This window comes from Micromonospora sp. NPDC000316 (assembly GCF_042898885.1).
Taxonomy (GTDB): domain Bacteria; phylum Actinomycetota; class Actinomycetes; order Mycobacteriales; family Micromonosporaceae; genus Micromonospora.
The window spans coordinates 195,838-216,630 of the sequence record NZ_JBIAZG010000008.1 but is presented as its reverse complement, the minus strand read 5'-3'; the positions used below and the strand labels follow the sequence as shown (position 1 = coordinate 216,630).

Here is a 20,793-nt window from a genome sequence, read left to right as displayed (position 1 = left end):
CTGCTGGAGCCGGTGGCGCGAGCGGGCTGAGAGCCCCCGCCCGCGCCACCGGTCTCCCAGTGCGCGGCCCCGCAGTCGTCACCTGGTCAACCCGCCATGCCCTGCTTCAACGCGGCGCCGATAAGCACCGCTCGCCGGGCGGTGAGGGCGCAGGCGCCAAGCGCCACCGCGTCCGGGGCGATCTCGCCGTTGTTGCTTGTGTGCGAGGCGCCGTACGGGTTGCCGGCAACGAACTGGCTGGTGTCGGTGTAGCCGGGGGGCACGACGACCCCACCCCAGTGGTAGAAGACGTTGAAGAGCGAGGTGAGCGTGGTCTCCTGCCCACCGTGCGAGGTCGCCGTGGAGGTGAAGGCGGCGTAGACCTTGTTGGCCAGCGCACCCTGCGCCCACAGCGGGCCGGTGGTGTCGATGAACTGCTTCAACTGGGCGGCGATCATGCCGTACCGGGTGGGCGCACCCATGATCACCACGTCGGCCCAGGCGAGGTCGTCGATCATCGCCTCGGGCACGTCCTGGGTCTCCAGGTGGTGCGCCTGCCAACCGGAGTTGGAGCGGATCGCCTCGTCCGGCGCCAACTCCCGCACCTTGCGCAGGCGTACCTCGGCGCCGGCTTCGCCAGCCGCCTCGCAGACGGCCTGCGCCATCTGGTACGTGATGCCTGTGGCGCTGTAGTAGATCACCGCTACCTTCGTCTGGGCAGCCATCAGAATGTCTCCTTAGTCGCGGATCAGCTCTCGCGACTTCCCCTTCTGTCCCGCGACAAACGAGGCCCCGGCCCATCGGGCCGGCCGGTTTCGCTGGTCAGCCCGGTTTTCTGGTCAGCGGACCAGCGCTGCCATCAGCCGGTCCAGCTCGGCCGCCGGATCGGCCGTGAGCCCGGTGTGCACCGGCCCGGTCTGGATCATCGTGCTGCGGGGTGCGGCAAGCCAGTGGAACCGTTCGCCGAGCCGCATCCGGGTCGCCGGCCCGTCACCGGAGCAGGTCCGGTTCCAGGAGTCGAGCACCGCCGCGACTGCGGGCAGGTCGACGTCGGGAGCCAACGCGCGGACCCGGTCGGCGTCCAGGTGCGTCCGCGCTGCCAGGAAGTCGCGCTGCTGGCAGTAGAGCAGCACGCCGACGTTGATCTGCTCGCCGCGCTCGATGCGGGGCACCAGCCGGATGACCGCGTACTCGAAGGGGTGTCTCACTCGGCGCTCCCCGCCGGCAGCCAGTCGGCCGTTCGGGCGACCCGGCGCGACAGGTGCGCCACGTACGCCTCCCGAGCCTCGTCGGCCGAGTCGAAGTCGGCAGCGGTAAGCCACTCCGAGGGCACCAGCGCCAGCACCTCGGCGAGCAGGTCGGGGGTGACCCGAGGCGCCAGCTCGGCGTCGGCCTCGGCGACCCGGTCGGCGTACGGCGCCAGCACGTGATCCTCAGCCCGGTAGCGCCGGAGCACGGCGGCTTCGGCCGTCGGCCAGTTGTGGTGGAAGTAGAGCGCGGCACCATGGTCGATCAGCCACAGCTCCCGGTGCCAGATCAGCAGGTTCGGGTTGCGCCAGCTCCTGTCGACGTTCTGCACGTACGCGTCGAACCAGAGCACCCGGGAGGCCAGGAGCGGGTCCACCTGGTGCGCGACCGGGTCGAAGCCCAGCGCTCCCGGGAGGAAGTCCATCCCCAGGTTGGCGCCGCCGCTGTTGCGCAGCAGTTCCTGCACCTCCTGGTCGGGCTCGGCCCGCCCGATCACCGGGTCGACGTCGAGGACCACAAGTGACGGGACCCGCAGGTCCAACCGGCGGGCAAGCTCGCCGCAGATCACCTCGGCGACGAGCGCCTTCGGGCCCTGCCCGGCCCCTCGGAACTTCGCCACGTACGTGCCGAGGTCGTCGGCCTCCACGACGCCCGGCAGCGAGCCACCCTCGCGCAGTGGGGTGACGTAACGGATCGCGGCGACCTGGCGGAGCACGTCGCCCACCCTACTGTGGCGGCCGTTCAGCCATCCCGTTCGGCCGGTCACTCCGGTGCGCGTGATGTCTGTGAGACATTGTGCTGTCTCACAGACATCACGCACCCGGATGCACGTGCTCCCGACCGCCCACGTGCCGTCAGTCGAGCTTGTCGCGCAGGTCGTCGACCTGCTGCTGAAGGCGGTCCACCGCGCCCTCGTTGTTGACGAAGGTGCTGATGCCCGCGGCCAGGCCCAGACCGATAAGCACCGCCAGGATGCTCAGCACGAGGCCGCCGATGGCCACTCCCCGACCGGTCACCCCGGGCCGCCGGCTCATCTTCAGGCCGACGATGCCGAGGATGACGCCGATGATGCCGAGGATCAGCCCGATCCAGGCGAGGATCGCGGTCAGCACGCTGAGCAGGCCAGCCACCCCGAAGACCAGGGCGAAGGTGGCGGCCGCGCTGGTCTTGGCGTTGGTGGTCGGCGCCCGATGAGTCCGGGACCCGGCCGGTGCGCCAGCACCCCGGGCCGGTTCGCTTGCGGCAGTCATGGGACTCCCTTCCGTACGCGCGGTACGCGTACTTCCGGCGGGCGCATTCCCACCGCGTCGGCTGTTAAGCCCCGATGTCGGTGGGTGGACCTAGGCTGCGTTCCGACAACCGAGAGGGGCGCCATGACCGCCGACCTCAGCGCGGCCGACGCGCTGACCCTGCGGATGACAAGCCTGCTGCTGCGCCCGCATCCGGGCACCCGACCCGGCACCGTCGCCGAGGTGGTCGAGTGGTTCGGCGCGATGCAGGCGCAGGACCTGGCCAGCGGCCTCTGGTCGTTGGGTGCGCGGCTGCCGGGGCACAACATGGCCGACGTGCAGGCAGCCCTGGAGCGCCGCGAGGCCCTGCGCACCTGGCCGATGCGCGGCACCGTGCACCTCGTCCCACCCGCCGACGCCCGCTGGATGTTGGAGCTCACGGGCGTCCGCTCGCTGGCCGGCCTGGCGGCCCGTCGAGCCCGCCTGGAGCTCACCGACGACGACGCGGAGCGAGCCGTCGACGTCCTGGGCGCCGCGCTGGCCGGCGGCGGTCGGCTCACCCGGGCGCAGTGCCTGGCGACCCTCCGCGCGGCCGGGGTGGCGACCGACGGCCAGCGCGGCTACCACCTGCTCTGGTATTCGAGTGTGCGCGGGGTGACCTGTCTGGCCCCGACCGTCGGCACCGAGCAGACCTTCGCCCTACTCGACGAGTGGGCACCCGAGCCACGCCGACCGGAGCGGGACGAGGCGCTGGCCATGCTCGCCCACCGCTACGCTCGCGGGCACGGGCCGGTCACCGCCCGCGAGTTCGCCGGCTGGAGTGGCCTCACCCTCACCGACGCGCGGCGCGGCCTGGTCGCCGCCGACGGGCTCAGCACCGTACGCGTCGACGGCGAGCCAACGTACGTCGACGCGGCGCTCGTCGACACCGCGCTTACCGACGCGGTACGCACGCCAGTGGACGACATGCTCGTGCTGCCCGGCTTCGACGAATACCTGCTCGGCTACCGGGACCGCACCCTGATGCTCGACCCCGCGCATCAGGCGGCCGTGGTGCCGGGCAACAACGGTGTCTTCCAGGCCACGGTGGTCCGCGCCGGTCGGGTGGTGGGCGTGTGGAAGCGCAAGATCGGCCGGACCGCTGTCACCATCACGATCCAGCCGCTGACAGCGCTCGACGCCGCCGCGCGGGCCCGGGTGGAGCAGGCGCTGGGCCGGTACGCGGACTTCCTCGGGCTGCCTCCCCGCTTCGACTGGCGGCCCTGACCACCTGCCCCACCGCACACGCGACGCGGGAATCGGCGAGGGCCGGCGAGTTCGCCCGCCGGCCCCACCACGACGGACGCCCTCAGTCGGCCAGGGCGCCGGCCGCCCGGCCCTCGTGCAGGGTCAGGTTGCGGCCGTTGGACGGGTCGAACAGGTGGATCTTCTCCAGGTTGAACCAGACCCGGTGCGGCTGCCCCTCCGCGACCGTCGACTCCGCGGACAGCCGGGTCACCAGGTTGCCGCCGGCCCCGGCGAAGTCGGCCGCGCCCGCGTCGGCGGCCAACTCCTCCAACTCGGCGGCGGTGGCCTTCTCGCCCTCGACGGTGAAGTAGACGTACTTGTCCGAGCCCATCGACTCGACGATCTCCACGGGCGCCTCGAACTCCAGGCCCCGGCGTCGGGTGTCGTCGTCGACAAGAGCGGCGTCCTCGAAGTGCTCGGGGCGGATGCCGAGGATCAGCTCGCGCGGCGCGTCGGCCGCCTCCAACTCGCGGCGCACCCGGTCGCCGAGCGGCACGTCACCCAGTGCGGTGTGCAGCCCGCCGTCCTGCACTGCGGCGTGCAGGAAGTTCATCGACGGAGAGCCGATGAAGCCGGCCACGAAGAGGTTGCGCGGGTGGTCGTAGAGCTCCTGCGGCGGCCCGACCTGCTGCACCGCTCCCCCGCGCATGATCACGACCCGGTCGCCGAGGGTCATCGCCTCGGTCTGGTCGTGGGTGACGTAGACGGTGGTGGTGCCGAGCTGCTTCTGCAACCGGGACACCACAGTGCGCATCTGCACCCGCAGCTTGGCGTCGAGGTTCGACAGCGGCTCGTCCATCAGGAACGCCTTCGGCTGGCGGACGATCGCCCGGCCCATCGCCACCCGCTGCCGCTGCCCGCCGGAGAGGTTGGCCGGCTTGCGGTCCAGCAGCGGGGTCAGCTCCAGCACCTTCGCGGCCTCGTCGACCTTGGAGTTGATCGTCTCCTTGTCGAGCTTCGCCAGCCGCAGCGGGAACGCCATGTTCTCCCGGACGGTCATGTTCGGATACAGCGCGTACGACTGGAACACCATTGCGATGTCCCGGTCCCGGGGAGCCTTGTCGTTGACCCGCTGGCCGCCGATGCGCAGCTCACCGGAGCTGATGTCCTCCAGGCCCGCGATCATGTTGAGGGTGGTGGACTTGCCGCAGCCCGAGGGTCCGACCAGGATCACGAACTCGCCGTCGGCGATCTCCAGGTCGACGTCCTGCACGGCGACGGTCCCGTCCGGGAAACTCTTGCTCACCTTGTCGAGCACGATGTCAGCCATGACTTTCCACCTATCCCTTGACTGCGCCGGAGGTCAGACCGGACACGATGCGGCGCTGGAAGAAGAGAACGAACAGGATGATCGGAACGGTGATCACCACGGCGGCGGCGCAGATCGCCCCGGTGGGGTCCTCGAACTGCGACTCGCCGGTGAAGAACGACAGGGCGACCGGCACCGTACGGGCGCGTTCGGTGGAGGTCAGCGTGATCGCGAACAGGAAGTCGTTCCAGCAGAAGATGAAGACCAGGATCGCCGTGGTGAACAACCCGGGCGCGGCCAGCGGGGCGATCACCCGCCGGAACGCCTGCCCCTGGGTGGCGCCGTCCATCTTCGCCGCCTTCTCCAGATCCCACGGGATCTGCTTGAAGAACGCCGACAGCGTGTAGATCGCCAGCGGCAGCGCGAACGTGATGTACGGCAGGATCAGCCCGGGCCAGGTGTCGAAGAGGCCGAGTTGACGCTCGATCTCGAACAGCGGCGACACCAGTGACACCTGCGGGAACATGGCGATCAGCAGGGACACACCGACCAGGAGCTTCTTGCCGGGGAAGTCCAGCCGGCTGATCGCGTACGCGGCCATCGCGCCGAGCACCACCGCGATGAGCGTGGCGATCAGGGCGATGCCGATGGAGTTGACAAGAGCGCGGACGAACTGGTCGGTGTCGAAGATCGACTTGTAGTTGTCAAGCGTCCACTCGCGCGGAATGAACTTGCCGTCGGTCAGGGTGGCCGGCGTCTTGAACGACAGCGACGCGATCCACAGCACCGGGACCAGCGCGAAGACGATCACGAGGACGTCGAGCAGACCCCAACGCAGCTTCGCCCGGGTGGTGGTTGCGGTACCGGTGGCCATGTCAGCGCCTCTCGGAGTCGTCGCTGCCCGGGGCAGCGGTGCCGAACAGCTTCACGAAGACGAACGCGATGATCGCCACGGTGATGAAGATCAGCACCGACATCGTCGAGCCGATGCCGAGGTTCAGACCCCGGATCAGGTTGTTGTAGGCGAGCATCGACACCGACGAGGTCTCATTGCCGCCGGCGGTCAACACGAAGATGTTGTCGAAGACCCGGAACGCGTCGAGGGTGCGGAACAGCAGCGCGACCAGGATCGCCGGCTTCATCACCGGCAGCATCACCTTGGTGAACCGCTGCCACGCCGTCGCGCCGTCGGTGGAGGCGGCCTTGAGCAGGTCCTCCGGCACCAGCGCCAACCCGGCCATCAGCAGCAGCGCCATGAACGGGGTGGTCTTCCAGATCTCCGCCAGCATGATGATCGCCAGCGAACTGGCTCGCTCGGTAAGTGGAGCGCCGTCGCTGAACAGGTTGGCCAGGTAGCCCGTGCCCGGCGTCCAGGCGTACCGCCAGGAGAACGCCGCGACCACGGTGACGATCCCGTACGGGATCAGCGCCGAGGTCCGCACCAGGCCACGCCCGACAAGGGTGCGGTGCATGATGATCGCCAACCCCATGCCGAGCACCAGCTCGACGGCCACGGTGACCACCGTGATCAGCATGGTCACCCCGAACGCCGTCCACCAGAACTCGTTGGTGAGCACCGTGACGTAGTTCTCCAGGCCGATGAACTCGCGCTGGTCGGGAAAGCGCAGGTCGAAGCGCTGCAACGACAGCCAGACCGAATAGATGATCGGGTACGCGGTCACCGCGACCATTACCAACGCGGCCGGCGCGCAGAGCAACCAGCCGAGCTTGCGTTCGGCCTTCTTGTTCTCACTCAGCGGCGGCTTGCGACGACCACCGCGTTGGGCCGGCACGGTCGGTGGCGTGGTTTCCTCGGCGACGGTGTCCGCGCCGGCCGGTGTGGCGTTGACGCTCACGGCAGTACACCCTTCGATTCGAGGGCATCGGAGATGGCGTCGCGCAACTCGTCGGCCGTCTGCTGCGGGCGGATCGCCGACGGCGGCGACAGGATCGCCGACATCACTGTGGAGATGCTCTGGTAGGCCGGGGTCAGCGGACGGGTCGCCGGCTCCTTCAGCTCCTCCAGGATGGTGTCCTTCATCGGGTACGCCTCGGCCATCTCCGGCTCGTCGTAGACCGCCTCGATGGTCGGCGGCACGCCGTCGTTGATGGCGGAGAACTTCTGGTGCTCGGGGCTGCGCAGGCACCGGGCCGCCTCGAACGACAGTTCCGGGTGTTTGGAGTACGAGCTGACGGCCAGGTTGAACCCGCCGATGGTCACCCGGCTCGGGGTGTTCGCGTCGATGCCCGGCATCCGCGCCCAGCCGACCTGCTTGGCCAGCTCCGGGTTGGCCTCCTGCAACGCCGGATAGACGAACGGCCAGTTGACCTGGAAGGCGCCGTTGCCGGACTGGAACTCCAGCCGGACCGGGTCCTCCGTGGCGTTGCTGAAGGACGGCGACGTCACGCCGGACGTGGCGAGGCGTCGCAACTGGTCCAGCGCCCGCACCGTGCCCTCGTCCATCACGGCCTGCTTGCCGTCGTCGCTGAGGATCTTTCCGCCGGCGCTCTCGGCCATCGTGTTGTAGAGCACGACCAGACCCTCGTACTGAGCGCCCATGGTGAGCACCTGGTGGGGCTTGCCCTGGTCCTTGAGCTGCTGGGCCGCGTCGATCATCTGGTCCCAGGTCGTCGGCGGCTGCGGCACCAGGTCCTTGCGATACCAGAGCAACTGGACGTTCGTGTTCTTCGGCGCGGCGTACAGCTTGTCCTCATAGCGGGCGGTGTCCAGCGGCCCGGCTAGGGTGCCCTGCTCGACCTCGGCCTTGTCCTGGCCGGTCCACTCACGGATCCACTTGGCGCTTGCGAACTCCTGGGTCCAGGTGACGTCCAGCCCGAGCACGTCCATGCCGCTGTCCTCGGCGGCCAGCCGTCGCACCATCTGCACCCGCTGGTCATCGGCCTGCCGGGGCAGCACCCGATAGGCGATCTTGTACCGCCCCTGCGCCTGCGCGTTGCAGTCGTCGACGACCTTCTGCAGGTTCTGCTCGGGCGAGTAGTACAGGTTGATCGTCGGTGGGCCACCATCGTCACCGGAACCGCAGGCGGCCAGCGGCGCGACCAGCGCCAGCGCGGCTGCCGCCGCTCCGAGCCGAACAATCGGCCGACGCCGCCGCCGGGCCGTTTCGGGGTCCGTCATCGCCCTCCCCCTCTCTTCGGCGAAAGACCGGGGAGGGGCATCCGCGCCCCGGTGCACGGCGAGACTTCCGAGCCCTGGAGCTGCGGAAACGCCCCGACTCGGATGCTCTGTGCGGCTACACTGCCCCACCCGCGAAGCCACGAAACCTGCCCGCGCGCTGCCGTTGCACCGACCCGGCCGGATGAGTGAGGGCGCCGCAGTATGACAGGCGTAAGCTGCACGTATGACAGAGCCGCAGCGTCGCTTCACGATCTCCGTCCCACCGGACGTGAGTCAGATCCTGGAGAGCCAGGGCCACCGCATGGCCAGCGCTTACGTCACCGAGTCGGTGCGCCGCCGCAGGCGGGTGGAGCAGCACAAGGAGTTGTTGCTCGCGGCCGGCATTCACGTCACTGAGCAGGGTGTCGCCGAGGCTCGGGCCCGCCGCCTGGGTGTGGAAGCCGAGTGGCCCCTGGAGCGGTTCGAAGCCGAACGCGCCAAGATCCGCGCCGCCATGGAGGCCGAGATGAACGGCGATGACGCTGCTCCCCGCGCTGACGCCGGATGACCTCGGAGACGAAGCCTCCAATCCGGCTGATCCTGGACCGGTCAGCTCTGCTGGGATACGCCGTCCTCCGGACGGTGCACGTGGGCGAGCCCGTCCACGAGGTGATTGAGGACGGGGTGCGGTTCGGTGTGCCGGTGGTGGCAGCCGCCGAAGCGCTGAACATGGCGACCGGCAAGGACCTGGCCCTGCTGCACCAACTACTGGGCCTGCCCGCCTGCGCACTGCTGCCGGAGCGGGCGCAGGACCTGCCGGAGCTGACCTTCTGGCAGCGCAGGACCCACCGCTTCGACCTGGCCGCTGCCGCCGTGGCGGGTCTGACCCACGACGCCGCGGTGCTCACCGGCGAGGGACCCGGGTACTCCGAAGGGGTGCCGCTGATCCACTTCCCCGGATGAACTCCGGTGTGCCGCCCGAGGAGGGGTACGAGCGGGGTCAGCCGCGGGCCCGCGCCCAGGAGAGGAAGCGCTCGGTCATCCGGGCCGGCGGGTGGTCCGGGTGGAGTTGGGTGAGCTGGTTCGTCGCCTCATGCATCAGGGTGCCGAGGTAGATCAGCAGCGCCGTCCGGCTGTCCCGGTACTCGGTCAGCAGGGCGAGCTTGGCCGGCTGACAGGGCCACTCCTTTCCGCAACTGCGGCACCGCCAGAGCGGGCGCATGGCGACGTGCGGGACGGGTGGCCGGACCACAATCACCGCCACCGCATCGTGTGCTGGTGGTCGCTCCACCACGTGACAGTGCTCCACACATCGACCTCCTCGGGTGGGGGGCGGGGCCGCTCCCGCACGGGGGATCGGGAGCGACCCCGGGGCAGGGCCCGCCGCCGCCAATTCCGGCCACCAGCGGACCCGCCACTGGTGACAGTTTGGGGTGACACGACTACCGTCGATACGTGCTCAGGGCATCCGTGCAGCTCAACGGCCCAGGTGAGCAGCCCCGGCGGACACGCCGATCCACAGTGAGCGGAGTTTGGGGAATTGATGGGGACCGTCACCGACTACGTGCTGGAGGAGCTGCGTCTGCTCCGGGCGGGGTCCGGGCTCAGCCAGGATGACTTCGGCAGGGGCATCGGCTATTCGGGTTCGCACGTCAGCTCGGTGGAGACCGGCGGACGACCCCCCACGAAGGAGTACATGCGGGCGGTCGACGCCCAGCACGAGACCGGCGGGCGCTTCCTGCGCATGTTGGAGAGGTTGGCCCAACTCGACGCCGAGCCGGCCTGGCTGCGCGAGTGGATCGAGTTCGAACGCGAGGCCACCACGCTGCGCTGGTTCGAGCTGTCGTACGTGCCGGGCCTCCTACAGACCGAGCGGTACGCCCGCGCCACGCTGGCCGGCGGCCGGTTCGATGCCGAGGACGTCGACCGCATCGTCGCCTCTCGGCTGGAGCGACAGTCGATCCTGCACCGCCCGCGCCCGCCGCAGCTCATCGCCGTCTTGGACGAGGCGGTGCTCCGCCGGCCGGTGCTCGATCAGCCGGGGCTGATGGTCGAGCAGTGTGAGCATCTGGCCCAACTGGCGGCAGCGGAGCATATTCAGGTGCACATCGTGCCTGCGGATGCTGGCATGTACCTGGGGCTGGCGGGCCAGTTCATCATCGCCGAGTTGCCCGATGGAACACGGGTAGCCCACGCCGACAACCAGCTCACCGCGCAGATCATCGATGCGCCAGCGGACGTCGCTAAGCTGGCGAAGACGTGGGAGATCGTGCGGAACGAGGCGCTCCCCCGCCGGCAGTCAATCGAGCTGATCAAGGAAGTGGCGAAGTCATGGACATGATGACCCCGCAGTGGCGAAAGTCGACCAGGTCCGGCGGCAACGGTGGGTCCTGCGTCGAGGTCGCCGACAACCTGCCGAACGTGGTGCTGGTACGGGACACGAAGGACCGGGACGGCGGCACCCTGCACGTCGATCCGGCGGCCTGGAGGGCGTTCGTCGGTTACGCCAAACGGCACTGACCCCCACAGATCCACCCCGACCAGGCATGCTGGGATCAGCATCGCGCGCTTCAAGGACCTCTGCCTGCACGCCTCCGCCCCGCGCTCGCTGGGCGCCTTCTGGGCGCGGGTGCTCGACGGGGAGCTGGCCGACGCTGGCGGCGACGACACCCGGGTCGACCCCCGATTCCGCCCGCTCCGACGCCGAGTCGATCTGGGTGAACGAGGTGCCCGAACCCCGGACCGGCAAGACCCGCGTACACCTGGATCTGCGGTTGCCTGATGCGGACCGGCGGCGCTGCTCGCGGCCGGCGCCCGGCTGGTCCGCGAACCGGTCGGCGACGCCGACTGGTGGGTGCTGGCCGACCCGGAGGGCAACGAGTTCTGCGCCTTCGCGCCACGGCCCATCGGGTGAGCGGCCGACTACCCAGCGCGGGCAGCGTCGACTAGCGTTTCCCTAGCGCCGCAGCCGGCGCGTTCGCCGCCGCCGTCGACACGCCTCGGCCGACCCCAGCCTGCCCGATCGGTTGGTTATCGCGGGAACATCCCACCGCCGCCGCACCGGTTCGGCAGGATCGTCCCAACGAGGAGGTGCCGTCGTGCAGGACACCCGCGCTCTCGCCCTGACATTCGAGGTGAGCGGCCTGCCACCGGTCAAGACCGAAGCGTTGTCCATCTTCGCTGCCGGGCATCGGCAGGCGACGAGGGTCCGCACCCTGCTCCAGGCCGCCCTGCAAGCGGCCCAGCGCACCGGCTGGACGCCGTTGCCCGGGCCGGTCGAGGTCGACCTCGTCCTACGTTGCCCTCCCGGGCACCGTACGGCCGACGCCAGCACCCTGCTCGGCGGCGTCTGCGCCGTGTTGCAGGACAAGAAGCGGGTGTCCAACATCGGCCTGGCCCACCTGGGCGTCCTTGTGGACGTCGCGCTCTACGACGACGACCGGCAGATCCGCCGTTTGTCGTACCAGGAGGAGCCGGCGGAGGAATTCTCGTACCAGGTGCGGGTCACCGCCGTACCAACAGGCGTTTGACCGACGGCCGCGGTGGGGTATCGCGGACGCCGACGAAGGGAGCACCGATGTCGGAGCCACATGTCACGCTCGACCCGCGCGGGCTCGACAGCGTGCAGCAGAAGTTGCGCGGGCCGCTGGAGGACCAGCTGACCTCGGCGCTCCAGGCGGCCACCGACCGGGTCCGCGCCGGCTATGCCGGCGAACCGGTCGAGCAGGTCTGCCAGCGGCTCCTGGACGAGACGCGCTCCGGGTTGCATCCCGACATCGCGGCCGGCTTCAACCCGGACATGAACGAGTTCTGCCGGGTGGCGGTGGCGATCGTCCGTGGCGGCGCGACCTCCTGAGCCCGGCCGTCAGCGCGTGCGAACGTCGTCGCCGACATCCTGGCCCGAGCGGGACGTGGTCAGGGCCGGGTCCGCAACTACCCGGCCCTGACCCCCGGCGGACCGGCAGGGGGCGGACAGCTCCGGCACTCCGTCGCGGGCGTGACACGACGCCCGCAGCTCGGCGGAGAGAGCCGACCGCCGCGCACTCAGCTCCACGGTGCCCACCCGCCGGCCGCCGGTGCGCCCCCGGCACACCCCGAAGGACCGTGAGCGCCGACCCAGGCTAGGCGGGCCGCGACGGGCCGGACAAGCCGTGCCGGACCGCCTGTGGCGTGACTGATATCAAGGGGGAAAAGCGGCACGTCGGCGTAACGCACCCATGATCGCTGGCGCTGTTCGGGCTCCGAGGCCGACCAGGTCGCGCAGCAGAAGGCCAGCGGATCGGTCAGAAGTGCCGCAGCAGATCGCGGAACTCCGCAAGTCGCAGAACGCCCGGGTCGGTCGGGTCCAGTTCGTCGTCCTCCAGCACCCAGGTGTTCTCGTTCGGAATGAACACGGCGTTCAGTCCGGCCGCCCGAGCCGGCAGGATGTCCGACTTCGGGGAGTTGCCGATCATCCACGCGCCGGCCGGGTCGAAGCCGTGCTCCCGGGTCAGCCACCGGTACGTGTCGACCTTCTTCTCGGCGACGATGTGCGCGGCGCGGAAGTGGTGCAGCAACCCGCACGCGTCCAGCTTGCGCTGCTGTTCCTCCCGATCGCCCTTGGTCAACAGCAGCAGTTCGTGCCGACCGGCCAACTCGTCGAGCGCCTCGGCCACACCGGGCATCAGCTCCACCCGGTGCTCCACAAGCGCCAGAGCCAGCCGGTCGATGTCCTGGCGCTCGGCGTCGGTGGCCGGTCGCTCGCGCAGCCGTTCCAGACAGTCCGCCAGGCTGCGCAGGAAGACCTTGCTGCCGTACCCGTGCGCGACCGCGTTGGCCCGCTCGATGTCGTCGAGGATCGCCCGGATCTCCGCCCGGTCCAGGGTGGGGTGGTCGAGCCACCCGAGGAAGTCGTCGATGACCCGCTCGAAGACGACGTTGTTCTCCCAGAGGGTGTCGTCCGCGTCGAAGACCAGCACCTGCGCCTGCCGTCGAGCCATCGCGTCCGTCATGCCGCCACCTCTCGTGATGGACTCCGTTGACGATCCGGAACTCTAGGGCGTGTTGACCAGCGGACCCAGCGACTTTCCGCAAGCCGTCACGGCCACCGCAGCAGCCTCTCCGCGATCATCACCTCCCGCTCCTCCTGCCCTTCGGGTCGCAGGCGGCCACCCCGGGTGAGCATCACCACGCCGTGCAGCAGACTCCAGCCCACTTCGGCGAGGGTGTCCGGGTCCCGCCCCTCGGCCAGCGGGGCGAGGGCCGCCCGCAGCTCGGCGAAGACCGCCCGGGGCGCGGCCGGCACACCATCCACGCCGAGGGCGAGGTCGGGGGTCATCGCGAGCATCGCGTCATAGACCTCCGGATTCGTGTACGCGAAGTCGAGGTACGCGGTCGCGACGGCCGGCCAGGCCCTCTCGGGACTGCCGGTGGCTTCCGCGTGCGCCTCCGCCAGATCGGCGGCCAGGTCGACGAGGGCACATGCGGCGACGGCGGCGAGCAGCGCATCCAGATCCGCGAAGTGCCGGTAGACGTCGCAGAGGTCGATCGCTGCCCGCTCGGCGAGCCTCCGGGTGCTCATCTCCGACCAGCCCTCGGCCTCGGCCAACTCCCGCGCGAGCCCGACGATCAGGTCACGCCGGGCCTCTTCGGTGGCGCCTTCCGTGGGTGCGGACACGCCCACGAGCGTAGGACGACGAGACGGTGCGTGGTGGCGCGGTGACGGATTGGTGACTGGTGTCGTGGCGTCGCCGACGGGTCGTCAGTGCGGGTCGCCCGCGGCCGGGACGGCGTGCTCGGCGGTTCGGCTGACCTGCTCCCAGCCCGCCCAGGTGTCCATCCGGCGGCGTGAGATGTCGAACGCCAGGTCGTACACCATGCTGCCGAGCAGGAGCCGCAGCGGCGGCTCGTCGCTGTCGACCAGTTTCAGCAGCGCCTCGGCGGCCAGCCGGGGGTCGCTGTCGATCGAGCCTTCGGCCCACTGCCGCTCCAGTTCGGTGCGCAGCGGACCGTATTCGTCCATCGGGTTGGTGGAGGTCATGCTGGTGTAGAGGTCGGTCCAGTAGCCGCCGGGCTGAACGATGCTGACCGTGATGCCGAAGGTCGCCGCCTCCATCGCCAGCGCCTCGCTCATGCCCTCCAGCGCGAACTTGCTCGCGCTGTACATCCCGGTGCTCGGGAAGCCACCGAGTGCGGCGATGCTGGAGATCTGCACGATGTGGCCGGCCCGTCGGGCGCGCAGGTGCGGCAGCGCGGCCTGGCTGACCCAGAGCGCGCCGAACACATTCACCTCGAACTGGGCCCGCGCCTGGGCCTCGGTGAACTCTTCGAGCATGCCCAGGGACATGGTGCCGGCGTTGTTGACGACGATGTCGAGGTGCCCGAAGTGCTCGACCGCGGTGGCCACGGCGGCGAAGACCGCCGCGCGGTCGGTCACGTCGAGCGGCAGGGCGAGCAGTCGGTCACCGTGGCGCTCGTCGAAGTCGCCTGCGGCGACCGTGCGGGCGGCAGCGACCACCCGGTCGCCGCGTTCGAGCGCGGCGGTGGTGAAGGCGCGGCCCAGGCCGCGGCTGGCGCCGGTGATGAACCAGGTACGTGGTGGGCGCACGGTCGATCTCCATCCCTCAACAGAGACGAGACGGTCCGTCTCGCTACTGGATGAGGTTAGGGCCCTCTGATGCACCAGTCAAGACGATACGGTCCGTCTCGTGTCTGCTATCGTCGCCGCATGTCGACGCAGCACCGAGCCGCGCCCAACGCGGCCCGCCGGAAAGAAGCCTCGCGGCAGGCCATCCTGACTGCGGCGTTCGACCTGCTCCGGGAGGTCGGGTACGCCAAACTCAGCATCGAGGGCATCGCCTCGCGCGCCGGCGTCGGCAAGCAGACCATCTACCGCTGGTGGCCGTCCAAGGGCGCCGTCATCTTCGACGCCTTCCTCCTGCTCAGCGCCAGCGAGGGCGAGCCCCCGGTCCTGCCCGACACCGGCGACCTGGAAGCCGACCTGAGCATGGTGCTACGCGCCACCGTCGACGAGCTGAACGATCCCCGCTACGACCAGCCGATGCGGGCGTTGGCCACCGAGATCGCGCACGATGCCGACCTCGCCGCCGTCTACGTCGAACGGTTGGACGGGCCGTTGAAGGAAGCGAAGCGGCAACGGCTGCGCAGTGCTCAACAGGCGGGGCAACTCGCCGAGGACCTCGACCTCGACGTGGCCGTGGAGATGATCTGGGGGCCTCTGCTCAACCGCTGGCTGCACCGGGGCGGGCCGCTCACCGGCGAGTACGCCGACCGTGTCGTCACCACAGCCCTCAACGGCTTGCGCCCCCGCCAGCCCGACCGCTGAACCGACCCCGCCACCCTCACAGTCAGCCCAGGCCGCGCTGCCGGGCGAGCAACTCGACGGCGTCCTTCGCCTCCCGCAACCCGACACCGGTCGCCTCGCGGTACGCCTTGATGGCCTGGATCTTGCGGCCGGCGAGAAGCTCTTGCAGGACCGCTCCGGGGGCCTCGGGCTCCGGCTCGCGGATGTCGAGGTGCGCCATGATCAGATCCAGCTTGCGCTCGACGACGGCGAGCCTGCGAGCCATCTGATCCGCGTCGGAACGACGGCCACCGCCGGCGACCAGGAACACGAGCACGAGCGACAACACGACGGCGATTGGCACGGTCCACTCCATAACGCGCCATTGAACACGGGCGAGGGTCCCGACACCACGCCCGCCTCGGCACCGTGATCACCAACAGGGCGCGGGCAGTGGCCCCGCGACGTTCGCCCGCCGGTTCCGCGCCGCGACGCGCCCGGCGGAAGGTCGCGGTCTAACCCCGCACAACGACGCCGTCGGCCAGCCCGCCCAGGCGGGTCCGCACCACGAGCTCATGCAGGGCGCTCACCGCTTCCGGGTCCGCGTGCTCCGGCAGCGCCGACGCGTCCCGGGCCGCCTCCAACTCGGCGCGCAGCCGCGGCACGTCGGCGGCGAGCCGCTGCGCGGTGCCCGCGGGGAGCGGGCCGTGTTCGGCCTCCCGCTTGGCGGCGATGAGATCCGGCACGTACGCCAACCTCGTCGCGAGCACGCCGAGATCCGTCTCCAGGCGGCCGGTCCGCATCAGGTGAATCCCGGTGAGCAGGACCCGCAGCGTGTACAGCGCGGGCTTGAGCTGCCCCGTCCTGGCGTACAACGCCTCCTGGGTGGCGGCGAATCCGAGATAGTGGTGCGCGTGGTGCCGGGTGACCAGTCGCGGGGCCAGGGACACGAGCTCGGCGTGCACCGCGCTGGTCACGACCACAAGCGGCGACAGCAACTGCTCCAGGACGTACCCGTTGCGGCTGTTCAACAGCCTGGCGAACTTCAGCAGGTCGTGACTGACCACGTCCAGCTCGACGCCGTCGCGCACGCCGTCGTGCTGCAACGTCTGCGGCCCGGTGTGCAACCCGACCACCTCCTCCGCCGACAGCAGGTGCGCCGCCCGCAGGTCCAGGTCGGAGTCGACAGACGCGAAGCCGTACAGGTGGGCACCGCTCACGGTGGCGAAGAGCAACGGGCGGGGCAGGGCCCGAGCGGCCTCGCCGGCCCACGACGGCACCTCGATGGTCACGACAGGTTCCTCTCCCGTACGGCGACGAGCAGCCGGTCCACGGCTTCCCGGTCGGGCTGCACCGGCAGCGCGGTGGTGGCGGCGGCGTCGGCAAGCTCGGCGAACAGGTCCGCCGCCCAGGCGGTGACCGCGTCCCACTCCAGCTCACCGCGGCGCACCGCGAGCAGCCGGTCGCGCAGGTGCCGCACGTCGACCAGGACCTCCCCGGTACGCAGCACATGCGCCCCGGCGACCAGCAGCCGGATCATGTGCATCGCCTGCTTGTGATTCGTTTCCCCGGTGCGCTCCCGGCGGGCCGCCACCCGGTTGAGCTGGTCCCGGGCATAACCGCCGTACGTCTCGGCGACCCGGCGCGACAGGAACGCCCGCCGCGCCGCAAGCAACTCTTCCCCGTCAGCGGTGATCGTCTCGATCAGCGGGGACCAGAGCACCTCCAGAACCGTCGGGTTGCCCTGCAAAGCGAGCACGCAGAAGCGTTCGAACTCCCAGGAGAACTGCTCCACCGCCGGCCCGTCGAGGTGGGTGGGCGGCTTGTCCAGGTGCCAGAAGGCGCGGGTCGGCGCCGCGTACACACCACGCCTGTCGTAGTCGGAATCCGGGCCGTGCAGCCCGTACGCCCGCGACCCGACCACAACGGCGAGGACGGTACGCCGCTCGACAAGATCACTCACGTCTGACCACGCTACTCAAGCCCCGCCCGGCACGCGTGATCTTTTCCGGGCCGGGCCGGGCCGGGCCGGGCCGGTGCCGCGCCGTCTGTGACACCAAGCAGCCGTGGGCCGCCCCATCCGGCGATCTGTCACAGCGAGCGGGCCGGCGGTGTCTCGTGTTCGACCCGAGACGGAGGAATCCCATGAACCTGGCACTGTGGATCGCGGCCGGACTGTTGGCCGCGATCGCCCTGCTCGGCGGCGTCACCAAGACGTTCGTACCCAAGCAGAAGTTGGCGGCGACCAACGGCGGAGGGTGGACCGACGACGCCAGCGTGGGCTTCGTCAAGACCCTCGGGGTCCTCGAACTCCTGGCTGCGGTCGGCCTGATCCTGCCCGCCGTGCTGGACATCACACCGGTGCTGGTGCCGGTGACCGCCATCTGCTGGGTCCTGCTGATGGTCGGCGCGATGATCACCCACCTGCGCCACGGCGAACCGAAGTTCATCGTGTTGAATCTGGCCTACCTCGCTGTGGCCGCCTTCGTGGCCTGGGGTCGACTCGGGCCCGAGCCCTTCGGCGGCTGACCGGCCCGGAGGCCACCATCGGTGCAAGGCCCGGCGCGACCCGTAAGACCCGCGCACTTTCGGTGATGCTGCTGCCTCCGGCCGCCGTGACATAGCACCATCACCGAAGTTGCGCGGATCTCGGGAACGGGGACGGGGACGGGACCGGTCAGCGGCGGAGGGTGAGGATCAGGTCCGCGACCAGGGCTGTCCAGCCGGTCTGGTGCCAGGCGCCCAGGCCGGCCCCGTTGTCGCCGTGGAAGTACTCCGGGAAGGCGATCAGGTCCCGCCAGTCCGGGTGGGTCTGGAACAGGCGCGCCGCGCCGTAGATCGGCCGGCGGCCCCAGTCGTCCTGGGTGAAGAGCGAGATCAGCCGGGCCGAGAGGTCGTCGGCGATCTCGTCCAGCGACCGCTTCACCCCGGAGCGGGTCGGATACTCCACCTGGAGGTCGTCGCCGAAGAACGCCGCGTAGTCGCGCAGCGCGCTGATCAGCAGGAAGTTCGTCGGCATCCAGATCGGGCCGCGCCAGTTCGAGTTGCCGCCGAACAGTCCGCTTGTCGACTCGGCGGGCTCGTAGCCGACGGAGAACTCCTGCCCACCGAGGGTGACCGAGAACGGCTTGTCCAGGTGCGCGCGGGACAGCGTACGCAGGCCGAACTCCGACAGGAACTCGTCGCTGTCGAGCATCCGGGCGAGCAGTCGAACCACCTGCTCCGGGCCGACCATGGACAGCAGCCGCTGCTGCCGCCCGTCGGGGCCGAGCCGGCGGGTGCCGATCACCTGGGCGTACTCCGGTCGGTTGGTGAGGAACCAGCGCAACCGCGCGCCCAACTCCGGCAGCCGGTGCAGGGTCTTGGCGGTGAGCCGGGTGGTGGCGGCCAGCGGCAGCAGCCCGACCACCGAGCGGACCTTCAGCGGCACCTTCGTGCCGTCGGCGAGGCGCAGCACGTCGTAGAAGAAGGCGTCCTCGTCGTCCCAGAGCCCCTGCTCGTACGCGGCGGCGGCGATGTACGCGAAGTGCTCGAAGAACTTGGTGGCGGTGTCCACCCAGGTGCGGTCGTGCTCGGCGAGCACGATCGCGATGTCGAGCAGGTTGAGGGCGTACATGGCCATCCAGCCGGTGCCGTCGGACTGCTCCAGCACGCCTGCCACCGGCAGCGCCGCCGAGCGGTCGAACGGCCCGACGTTGTCCAACCCGAGGAAGCCGCCCTCGAAGACGTTGTTGCCGCCGGTGTCCTTGCGGTTGACCCACCAGGTGAAGTTGAGCAGCAGCTTGTGCATCACCCGGGCCAGGAACTCGTAGTCCCCGCCGCCGTCGATCTCGAACACCTTGAGCGCCGCCCAGGCGTGCACCGGCGGGTTCACGTCGCCGAAGGCCCACTCGTACGCAGGGATCTGCCCGTTGGGGTGCAGGTACCACTCGCGCAGCAGGAGCAGCACCTGTTCCTTGGCGAAGCCCGGGTCGACCCGGGCGATGCTCACGCAGTGGAAGGCCAGGTCCCAGGCCGCATACCAGGGATATTCCCAGGGGTCGGGCATGGAGATCACGTCGAAGCTGGTCATGTGCCACCAGGCGCTGTTGCGCCCGTGTCGACGGCCGGCGGGCGGCGGCGTGGAGCCCGGATCGCCGTCCAGCCAGCGCTTGACGTCGAAGTGGTAGAACTGCTTGCCCCACATCAGCCCGGCGATGGCCTGCCGGGCCACAAGTGCCTCGTCGGCGGTGGCGGCCGGCGGGATCACGCCTGCGAAGAAGCGGTTCGCCTCGGCCCGCCGCGCCCACACCACGGCCTCGAAGCCGTCGCGGAGGTCGGCCGGGGGTGGCGGCGCGGCGGCCGGCGGCGACGCGGTACGGGTCAGCCGCAGCCGGATCTGGCGCTGCCCGCCGGCCGGCACGTCGAGGACGTAGTGCAGCGCCCCCTTGGTGCCCTCCCGGGCCGGGTTGACGGTGGCCGCGCCGTTGACCACGTGGTCGTTGATGCCGTCCTTCGGGTACTTCGAGCGACCCGGCAGGCCCCAGAGCCGCTCGGCGTTCGTGTCGTTGTCGCAGAGCAGCGGCACCGGGCCGCCGTCGCCCTCCAGCAGCAGTTGGCCGAGCACCCGGTGCTCGCCGACGAGCCGGGTGCCGTCGCCGGTCAGCCGGGGGATCCGGTCACCGCCGGGCAGACCCCAGGCCCAGGTGTTGCGGAACCACAGCGTGGGCAGCACGTGCAGGGTGGCCGCCTCGTCGCCCCGGTTCGCCACTGTCACCACCACGCACATGTCGGTAGGAGACGCCTTGGCGTAGTCGACGGTCACCGCCCAGTACCTGTCGTCGTCGAAAATCCCGGTGTCCACCAGCTCGTACTCGGTGTCGTCCCGGCCGCGCAGCGCGTTCACCGCGACGAGTTCGTCGTACGGGAAGGCGGCCTGCGGGTAGTGGTAGCGCCAGCGCATCCAGGAGTGCGTCGGAGTGCTGTCGAGATACCACCAGTACTCCTTGGCGTCCTCGCCGTGGTTGCCGCTGTCACCGCCCAGGCCGAACATCCGCTCCTTGAGGATCGGGTCCTTGCCGTTCCACAGCGCGAGGGCGAACGCGAAGGTCTGGCGGTCGTCGCAGACGCCGGCCATCCCGTCTTCATTCCACCGGTAGGCTCTGGACCGCGCGTGGTCGTGCGGGAAGTAGTCCCAGGCCGTACCGTGCTCGCTGTAGTCCTCCCGCACAGTCCCCCACGCCCGTTCGGACAGATAGGGACCCCATGCGCGCCAGTCCTGCTCCCCCGAGTCGGCTTGGGCGAGCCGGAGCCGCTCAGCGTCGGGTGGCGAGGCGTCGGAGGACGATCGGTCAGTGATCACGTGCACATCTTTGACGCCGCCGGGGTACTTGACCACAGCGGCCATTCTCGTCGTGGCGTG

General features: G+C 70.1%; 26 protein-coding genes. 10 read left to right on the top strand and 16 right to left on the bottom strand.

Translation table 11 applies throughout. The annotated features are described in order from the left end of the window. Nucleotides 1-86 precede the first annotated feature (86 nt). The 4 genes from wrbA to ACFY2Q_RS18470 form a co-directional block, all read right to left on the bottom strand. A complete protein-coding gene (gene wrbA, locus ACFY2Q_RS18485) occupies nt 87-704 on the bottom strand; it encodes an NAD(P)H:quinone oxidoreductase (protein WP_387131634.1) in 618 nt (205 codons plus the stop codon). Between the two features lie 114 nt (nt 705-818). After that, entirely contained in the window at nt 819-1,187 is a 369-nt protein-coding gene (locus tag ACFY2Q_RS18480; RefSeq protein WP_387131633.1) for a DUF3037 domain-containing protein, read from the bottom strand. Beyond that, nucleotides 1,184-1,942, bottom strand: coding sequence for a HipA family kinase (locus ACFY2Q_RS18475; protein WP_387131631.1), 759 nt, complete (start codon nt 1,940-1,942; stop codon nt 1,184-1,186). The genes ACFY2Q_RS18480 and ACFY2Q_RS18475 overlap by 4 nt, the downstream gene beginning before the upstream one ends. A gap of 139 nt (nt 1,943-2,081) precedes the next feature. Further along, on the bottom strand, nt 2,082-2,477 hold the full coding sequence (locus ACFY2Q_RS18470; protein ID WP_387131630.1) for a DUF4190 domain-containing protein: 396 nt from the start codon (nt 2,475-2,477) through the stop codon (nt 2,082-2,084). A gap of 123 nt (nt 2,478-2,600) precedes the next feature. On the opposite strand from ACFY2Q_RS18470, the gene ACFY2Q_RS18465 reads away from it, so the two are divergent. After that, the gene (locus ACFY2Q_RS18465; RefSeq protein WP_387131628.1) at nt 2,601-3,722 is read left to right on the top strand and encodes a winged helix DNA-binding domain-containing protein; all 1,122 of its coding nucleotides are present in this window, start codon (nt 2,601-2,603) and stop codon (nt 3,720-3,722) included. 82 nt (nt 3,723-3,804) lie between these two features. Here the strand turns inward: ACFY2Q_RS18465 and ACFY2Q_RS18460 are convergent, their stop codons facing one another. From ACFY2Q_RS18460 to ACFY2Q_RS18445, 4 genes are read right to left on the bottom strand one after another with little or no spacing between them, the layout of a single operon-like run. Continuing rightward, the gene (locus tag ACFY2Q_RS18460; protein WP_387131625.1) at nt 3,805-5,013 is read right to left on the bottom strand and encodes an ABC transporter ATP-binding protein; all 1,209 of its coding nucleotides are present in this window, start codon (nt 5,011-5,013) and stop codon (nt 3,805-3,807) included. 10 nt (nt 5,014-5,023) lie between these two features. After that, the gene (locus ACFY2Q_RS18455) at nt 5,024-5,866 is read right to left on the bottom strand and encodes a carbohydrate ABC transporter permease (RefSeq protein WP_387131623.1); all 843 of its coding nucleotides are present in this window, start codon (nt 5,864-5,866) and stop codon (nt 5,024-5,026) included. Between the two features lies 1 nt (nt 5,867). Then, complete coding sequence (locus ACFY2Q_RS18450; RefSeq protein ID WP_387131621.1) at nt 5,868-6,848, bottom strand: carbohydrate ABC transporter permease; 981 nt, start codon at nt 6,846-6,848, stop codon at nt 5,868-5,870. Beyond that, nucleotides 6,845-8,131, bottom strand: coding sequence for an ABC transporter substrate-binding protein (locus tag ACFY2Q_RS18445; protein ID WP_387131620.1), 1,287 nt, complete (start codon nt 8,129-8,131; stop codon nt 6,845-6,847). Before ACFY2Q_RS18445 ends, ACFY2Q_RS18450 begins: the two co-directional genes overlap by 4 nt. Before the next feature lie 223 nt (nt 8,132-8,354). Here ACFY2Q_RS18445 and ACFY2Q_RS18440 point away from each other — a divergent pair, with 223 nt between their 5' ends. Beyond that, nucleotides 8,355-8,678, top strand: coding sequence for a hypothetical protein (locus ACFY2Q_RS18440; RefSeq protein ID WP_387131618.1), 324 nt, complete (start codon nt 8,355-8,357; stop codon nt 8,676-8,678). Continuing rightward, entirely contained in the window at nt 8,675-9,073 is a 399-nt protein-coding gene (locus ACFY2Q_RS18435; RefSeq protein WP_387131616.1) for a hypothetical protein, read from the top strand. The genes ACFY2Q_RS18440 and ACFY2Q_RS18435 overlap by 4 nt, the downstream gene beginning before the upstream one ends. A 37-nt stretch (nt 9,074-9,110) precedes the next feature. Here ACFY2Q_RS18435 and ACFY2Q_RS18430 read toward each other — a convergent pair whose 3' ends face one another. Beyond that, nucleotides 9,111-9,401: a flavin reductase gene (locus ACFY2Q_RS18430; RefSeq protein ID WP_387131615.1), complete on the bottom strand. Its 291-nt coding sequence runs from the start codon at nt 9,399-9,401 to the stop codon at nt 9,111-9,113. Between the two features lie 252 nt (nt 9,402-9,653). Here ACFY2Q_RS18430 and ACFY2Q_RS18425 point away from each other — a divergent pair, with 252 nt between their 5' ends. The 5 genes from ACFY2Q_RS18425 to ACFY2Q_RS18405 all read left to right on the top strand — a co-directional run bounded on the left by ACFY2Q_RS18425 (nt 9,654) and on the right by ACFY2Q_RS18405 (nt 11,966). Then, entirely contained in the window at nt 9,654-10,451 is a 798-nt protein-coding gene (locus tag ACFY2Q_RS18425; protein WP_387131614.1) for a helix-turn-helix domain-containing protein, read from the top strand. Next, nucleotides 10,448-10,630 carry a DUF397 domain-containing protein gene (locus ACFY2Q_RS18420; RefSeq protein WP_357012596.1) on the top strand — a complete coding sequence of 61 codons (183 nt, stop codon included), beginning with the start codon at nt 10,448-10,450 and terminating at the stop codon, nt 10,628-10,630. The genes ACFY2Q_RS18425 and ACFY2Q_RS18420 overlap by 4 nt, the downstream gene beginning before the upstream one ends. A 277-nt stretch (nt 10,631-10,907) precedes the next feature. Then, on the top strand, nt 10,908-11,024 hold the full coding sequence (locus ACFY2Q_RS18415) for a VOC family protein (RefSeq protein ID WP_387131681.1): 117 nt from the start codon (nt 10,908-10,910) through the stop codon (nt 11,022-11,024). A 184-nt stretch (nt 11,025-11,208) separates the two neighbouring features. Next, on the top strand, nt 11,209-11,640 hold the full coding sequence (locus ACFY2Q_RS18410) for a hypothetical protein (RefSeq protein WP_387131612.1): 432 nt from the start codon (nt 11,209-11,211) through the stop codon (nt 11,638-11,640). Nucleotides 11,641-11,687: 47 nt separating this feature from the next. Continuing rightward, nucleotides 11,688-11,966 (top strand): hypothetical protein, encoded by a 279-nt coding sequence (locus ACFY2Q_RS18405; protein WP_357012540.1) that lies wholly within the window; start codon nt 11,688-11,690, stop codon nt 11,964-11,966. Nucleotides 11,967-12,393: 427 nt separating this feature from the next. On the opposite strand, the gene ACFY2Q_RS18400 is transcribed toward ACFY2Q_RS18405, so the two are convergent. From ACFY2Q_RS18400 to ACFY2Q_RS18390, 3 genes are all read right to left on the bottom strand, one after another. After that, nucleotides 12,394-13,101: an HAD family hydrolase gene (locus tag ACFY2Q_RS18400; protein ID WP_387131611.1), complete on the bottom strand. Its 708-nt coding sequence runs from the start codon at nt 13,099-13,101 to the stop codon at nt 12,394-12,396. 86 nt (nt 13,102-13,187) lie between these two features. Then, nucleotides 13,188-13,766, bottom strand: coding sequence for a TetR/AcrR family transcriptional regulator (locus ACFY2Q_RS18395; RefSeq protein WP_387131609.1), 579 nt, complete (start codon nt 13,764-13,766; stop codon nt 13,188-13,190). 84 nt (nt 13,767-13,850) lie between these two features. Continuing rightward, nucleotides 13,851-14,696: an SDR family oxidoreductase gene (locus tag ACFY2Q_RS18390; RefSeq protein ID WP_387131608.1), complete on the bottom strand. Its 846-nt coding sequence runs from the start codon at nt 14,694-14,696 to the stop codon at nt 13,851-13,853. Nucleotides 14,697-14,816: 120 nt separating this feature from the next. Here ACFY2Q_RS18390 and ACFY2Q_RS18385 point away from each other — a divergent pair, with 120 nt between their 5' ends. Further along, the gene (locus ACFY2Q_RS18385) at nt 14,817-15,434 is read left to right on the top strand and encodes a TetR/AcrR family transcriptional regulator (protein WP_387131607.1); all 618 of its coding nucleotides are present in this window, start codon (nt 14,817-14,819) and stop codon (nt 15,432-15,434) included. Nucleotides 15,435-15,456: 22 nt separating this feature from the next. Here the strand turns inward: ACFY2Q_RS18385 and ACFY2Q_RS18380 are convergent, their stop codons facing one another. The 3 genes from ACFY2Q_RS18380 to ACFY2Q_RS18370 all read right to left on the bottom strand — a co-directional run bounded on the left by ACFY2Q_RS18380 (nt 15,457) and on the right by ACFY2Q_RS18370 (nt 17,355). Further along, a complete protein-coding gene (locus tag ACFY2Q_RS18380) occupies nt 15,457-15,756 on the bottom strand; it encodes a ribosomal protein L7/L12 (protein WP_387131606.1) in 300 nt (99 codons plus the stop codon). A 151-nt stretch (nt 15,757-15,907) separates the two neighbouring features. After that, a complete protein-coding gene (locus ACFY2Q_RS18375) occupies nt 15,908-16,684 on the bottom strand; it encodes a DNA polymerase beta superfamily protein (RefSeq protein WP_387131605.1) in 777 nt (258 codons plus the stop codon). Continuing rightward, a complete protein-coding gene (locus ACFY2Q_RS18370) occupies nt 16,681-17,355 on the bottom strand; it encodes a DNA polymerase beta superfamily protein (protein ID WP_387131603.1) in 675 nt (224 codons plus the stop codon). Before ACFY2Q_RS18370 ends, ACFY2Q_RS18375 begins: the two co-directional genes overlap by 4 nt. 182 nt (nt 17,356-17,537) lie before the next feature. On the opposite strand from ACFY2Q_RS18370, the gene ACFY2Q_RS18365 reads away from it, so the two are divergent. After that, nucleotides 17,538-17,921: a DoxX family protein gene (locus ACFY2Q_RS18365; protein WP_387131602.1), complete on the top strand. Its 384-nt coding sequence runs from the start codon at nt 17,538-17,540 to the stop codon at nt 17,919-17,921. A gap of 148 nt (nt 17,922-18,069) precedes the next feature. Here ACFY2Q_RS18365 and ACFY2Q_RS18360 read toward each other — a convergent pair whose 3' ends face one another. Further along, nucleotides 18,070-20,778 carry a glucosidase gene (locus ACFY2Q_RS18360; RefSeq protein ID WP_387131600.1) on the bottom strand — a complete coding sequence of 903 codons (2,709 nt, stop codon included), beginning with the start codon at nt 20,776-20,778 and terminating at the stop codon, nt 18,070-18,072. Nucleotides 20,779-20,793: the final 15 nt, after the last annotated feature.

Excerpts from the sequence above, each read along its gene's own strand:
- wrbA (WP_387131634.1), bottom strand. The coding sequence starts at position 704 with ATGGCTGCCCAGACGAAGGTAGCGGTGATCTACTACAGCGCCACAGGC.
- ACFY2Q_RS18470 (WP_387131630.1), bottom strand. The coding sequence starts at position 2,477 with ATGACTGCCGCAAGCGAACCGGCCCGGGGTGCTGGCGCACCGGCCGGG.
- ACFY2Q_RS18465 (WP_387131628.1), top strand. The coding sequence starts at position 2,601 with ATGACCGCCGACCTCAGCGCGGCCGACGCGCTGACCCTGCGGATGACA.
- ACFY2Q_RS18460 (WP_387131625.1), bottom strand. The coding sequence starts at position 5,013 with ATGGCTGACATCGTGCTCGACAAGGTGAGCAAGAGTTTCCCGGACGGG.
- ACFY2Q_RS18455 (WP_387131623.1), bottom strand. The coding sequence starts at position 5,866 with ATGGCCACCGGTACCGCAACCACCACCCGGGCGAAGCTGCGTTGGGGT.
- ACFY2Q_RS18445 (WP_387131620.1), bottom strand. The coding sequence starts at position 8,131 with ATGACGGACCCCGAAACGGCCCGGCGGCGGCGTCGGCCGATTGTTCGG.
- ACFY2Q_RS18440 (WP_387131618.1), top strand. The coding sequence starts at position 8,355 with ATGACAGAGCCGCAGCGTCGCTTCACGATCTCCGTCCCACCGGACGTG.
- ACFY2Q_RS18435 (WP_387131616.1), top strand. The coding sequence starts at position 8,675 with ATGACCTCGGAGACGAAGCCTCCAATCCGGCTGATCCTGGACCGGTCA.
- ACFY2Q_RS18425 (WP_387131614.1), top strand. The coding sequence starts at position 9,654 with ATGGGGACCGTCACCGACTACGTGCTGGAGGAGCTGCGTCTGCTCCGG.
- ACFY2Q_RS18420 (WP_357012596.1), top strand. The coding sequence starts at position 10,448 with ATGATGACCCCGCAGTGGCGAAAGTCGACCAGGTCCGGCGGCAACGGT.
- ACFY2Q_RS18405 (WP_357012540.1), top strand. The coding sequence starts at position 11,688 with ATGTCGGAGCCACATGTCACGCTCGACCCGCGCGGGCTCGACAGCGTG.
- ACFY2Q_RS18400 (WP_387131611.1), bottom strand. The coding sequence starts at position 13,101 with ATGACGGACGCGATGGCTCGACGGCAGGCGCAGGTGCTGGTCTTCGAC.
- ACFY2Q_RS18385 (WP_387131607.1), top strand. The coding sequence starts at position 14,817 with ATGTCGACGCAGCACCGAGCCGCGCCCAACGCGGCCCGCCGGAAAGAA.
- ACFY2Q_RS18365 (WP_387131602.1), top strand. The coding sequence starts at position 17,538 with ATGAACCTGGCACTGTGGATCGCGGCCGGACTGTTGGCCGCGATCGCC.
- ACFY2Q_RS18360 (WP_387131600.1), bottom strand. The coding sequence starts at position 20,778 with ATGGCCGCTGTGGTCAAGTACCCCGGCGGCGTCAAAGATGTGCACGTG.